Source organism: Gemmobacter denitrificans (assembly GCF_036964905.1).
Classification (GTDB): Bacteria; Pseudomonadota; Alphaproteobacteria; order Rhodobacterales; family Rhodobacteraceae; genus Gemmobacter; species Gemmobacter denitrificans.
In genome coordinates, this window is record NZ_JBALHR010000058.1 from 1 (window position 1) to 685 (window position 685).

The following is a 685-nucleotide window of genomic DNA, read 5'->3' on the forward strand; positions in this document are numbered from 1 at the left end:
AAGAGCTTCGCGTTACCGCTAACCCCATCAATTAACCTTCCGGCACCGGGCAGGCGTCACACCCTATACGTCCACTTTCGTGTTTGCAGAGTGCTGTGTTTTTATTAAACAGTCGCAGCCACCAGTTTATTGCAACCCCTTCACCCTCCTGGCGCAGGCCAGTCAAGCTACAAGGGCGTACCTTATCCCGAAGTTACGGTACCAATTTGCCGAGTTCCTTCTCCCGAGTTCTCTCAAGCGCCTTAGAATACTCATCTCGCCCACCTGTGTCGGTTTGCGGTACGGGTAGAGTATAATTAACGCTAGAAGCTTTTCTCGGCAGTGTGACATCACTAACTTCGCTACTAAACTTCGCTCCCCATCACAGCTCAATGTTAAAGATATAAGCATTTGACTCATATCACACCTCACTGCTTGGCCAGACACTTCCAATCGTCTGGTTTAGTTAGCCTACTGCGTCCCTCCATCACTATATACTCTAGTACAGGAATATCAACCTGTTGTCCATCGGATACACCTTTCGGTCTCTCCTTAGGTCCCGACTAACCCAGGGCGGACGAGCCTTCCCCTGGAAACCTTAGTCTTACGGTGGACAGGATTCTCACCTGTCTTTCGCTACTCATACCGGCATTCTCACTTCTATGCGCTCCAGCACTCCTCACGGTACACCTTCTTCGCACATAGA

General features: G+C 50.1%; 1 rRNA gene. It reads right to left on the bottom strand.

From position 1 onward, the window contains the following. Positions 1-685, bottom strand: a 23S ribosomal RNA gene (locus tag V6590_RS20825); the annotation flags it as partial.